2 protein-coding genes are annotated in these 2,965 nt (G+C 58.5%); both read right to left on the minus strand.

Features of this window, described 5'->3' with window-relative positions; all coding sequences use genetic code 11:
* Window positions 1-2,114: phosphate acetyltransferase (pta, locus tag B3Y70_RS10865; protein ID WP_288589791.1), on the minus strand; the 2,114-nt coding region annotated here is incomplete at its 3' end.
* A 14-nt stretch (window positions 2,115-2,128) separates the two neighbouring features.
* A partial coding sequence (locus tag B3Y70_RS10870) for an acetate/propionate family kinase (protein ID WP_288589793.1) occupies window positions 2,129-2,965 on the minus strand: 837 nt, incomplete at its 5' end.

Raw genomic sequence — 2,965 nt, forward strand, 5'->3', positions numbered from 1 at the left:
GCCGTCAGGGCAATGGTGAAGACAATATCTTCCACCAGGGCCCCGCGGGACAGGTCGTTTACCGGTTTTCGCAAGCCCTGGAGCATGGGCCCCACGCTGACGACATTGGCACTGCGCTGCACCGCCTTGTAGGTGGTGTTGCCCGTGTTCAGGTCCGGGAACACAAACACGGTAGCCTTGCCGGCTACCTTGCTGCCCGGGGCTTTGGATTTTGCCACGCTCTCAATCGCCGCAGCATCGTATTGCAGCGGTCCGTCAATGAGCAGATCCGGGCGCCGTTCCCGGGCAATGCGGGTGGCTTCGCGAACCTTGTCGACATCCTCACCGCTGCCGGATTCGCCGGTACTGTAGCTGATCATCGCAACCACAGGTTCAATACCAAAGGCTTCAGCAGATTCGGCACTCTGTATGGCAATATCGGCCAGTTCCTCGGCATTCGGGTCTGGGTTGATGGCGCAGTCGCCATATACCAGCACCTGTTGCGGTAACAACATGAAGAACACCGATGACACCACCTTGGCGTTGTCATGGGTCTTGATCAGCTGGAGGGCAGGGCGCACGGTGTTGGCCGTGGTATGAATAGCGCCGGATACCAGTCCGTCGGCTTCGTCCATGGCCACCATCATGGTACCCAGAACGACGTTATCCTCCAGCATGGCTTCGGCCATATCCGGTGTCAGGCCTTTATGCTTTCTCAGCTCCACCATGGGCGCCACGTAACGCTCGCGCACCGATTGCGGGTCTATGATTTCCAGGTCATTTGGCAGTTCCACGCCCTGGGAGGCGGCGACTGAGCGAATTTCGTGTGGATCACCGATCAGCGCGCAATGAGCGAGGTTACGTTGATGACAGATAATGGCTGCCTGAATGGTTCTGGGTTCACTGCCTTCTGGCAAGACGATCCGCTTGGCTGCAGCCCGGGCTCGCTCCGATAGCTGATAACGGAATGCCGGAGGCGAGAGCCGACGTTGGCGCTGAACTTTCAGGTGCTCCTGCAGCCACTGGGTGTTGATTCGCCGGGCCACAGATTCCATGGCTTCTTCAATACGCTCCGGATCGTCAATGGGAATGGCTGAAGACAGATTTGCCAAAAGGTGGGCGCTCTCGTAGGTATTGGTTTCCGAGCTCAGCACTGGCAAACCGGTGTCCAGTGCTCGCCGACACAACTCTATAACCCGTTCGTCCGGCATCAGGCCGCCTGTCAGCATCAGTCCGGCAAGCGGGACACCATTGAGGGCGGCAACGGCCGTGGCCACTACGATATCCTCGCGATCACCAGGGGTGACCATCAGAGTGCCTGGCTTGAGGGTGTCGGTCATGTTGCGGATGGATCTGGCGCACACTGATACCCGCTGCACCCGCCGTGAGTGCATTTGTCCTTCGTGCAGTACCGGAACACCAAGCTCTCGCGCTACATCAGAGACCCGGGGTGCCAGCAGTTGGGGTTGCCAGGGAATCTGCGCCAGCAACTGGAAGCGGCCGTTCGCGAATACTTTGCAGGAGGTGTGATAATCGGTTTCAGTGGCTTCACTTGCCGGTGGATGATCCAGTGCCATACCGGACTTCTGTGGTTCTCCCACCTTGTTAAGAATGACCGCAATCACGTCCGGATCCGACGGTGCCGCAAACAGGCGCGAGGAGAAATCCAGGTCATCATCGAGCTCGCTGGCAGTACAGCTCTTCGGTGTGCTCACCAGGATCACTTCGGAACCGAGATTGCGGGCGACTTCCACGTTCAGCCGCGCGATATAGGCTTCGGTTCTGTCCGGAACCAATCCTTCAATGATGACCACATCCGCTTCGTTGGCAACTTTCTGGTATTCACCGACGACGTTCTCCATCAGCAGGTCGGCTTTGCCGTGGTTCAACAGCTGCTGGGCTTGTTTCAGAGGAATCGGGTCGGGTGGTTCGAGGTGGCTGCGGGCACGCACAAAGGCCACCGAAGAATCCTTGCCGTCGTTATGAAGCGCTTCGCCTCTGTGTACGGACTGACTGAATGGTTTGTAAAAGCCGACGCTCACTCCTTCCCGTTCCAGGGCACGCAGAAGACCAAGGCATACGGATGTCAGGCCTGAGTCAAGAGAGGTTGGGGCTATGAAAAGACTTTTTGCCATGATTGTTCCAGGTTTCATTCTTCGAAGTGTTCGGTGCCGGCAGCGGCCAGGCGGGCGGCTTCTCGGGCAATCACCAGTTCTTCATTTGTGGGAATGACCAGCGCCGGATAACGCGAGTCCGGGGAACTGATGCGGCCATCACTCCAGCGCCCGTGATGCTCGTTGAGGTCCGGATCCAGCTCAATCCCAAGCAGGCGCAGATGTCGGGCTGTGTCCTGGCGAATGCGGGCGCTGTTTTCACCAATGCCACCAGTGAAGACCAGGGCGTCCAGTTTGGTCAGGGATGCGGTCATAGCTCCGATATACCGGGCCAGGCGGAAGCAGAACACGTCGATTGCCAGCTGTGAGGGCTCGTGGCCATGGTCTGCCAACTCGCATAAGGTTCGCATGTCGTTGGTCTGGCCGGAGAGGCCCTGCAATCCGCTTTCTTTATTCAGCATCTCGTGGACGTCACTGGCACTCATGCCACGACTTGCCAGGTAATCGAAAAGGCCCGGATCCACATCCCCGCTGCGGGTGCCCATCACGAGCCCCTCAAGCGGAGTCAGACCCATGCTGGTATCGACGCTGAGCCCATTCTGGATCGCTGTGATGCTACAACCGTTACCCAGATGGGCAGAGATAATTGAGGTGGTGGCTGGTGTCTTGTCCAGCAGACGAGCGGCCTCGTGTGCCATGAAATAATGACTGGTGCCGTGGAAGCCGTAACGACGCACTCCCCAGTCGCTGTAGCACCGTTCCGGTAGTGCGTATCGGTAAGCGCGCTCGGGCAGGGTCTGATGGTAAGCGGTATCGAACACCGCGACCTGTGGAACGTTCGGGAACAGCGCCTGCATGGCGCGAATGCCCGC

It is taken from the genome of Marinobacter sp. UBA5687, from assembly GCF_002420325.1.
GTDB classification, from domain to species: domain Bacteria; phylum Pseudomonadota; class Gammaproteobacteria; order Pseudomonadales; family Oleiphilaceae; genus Marinobacter; species Marinobacter nauticus.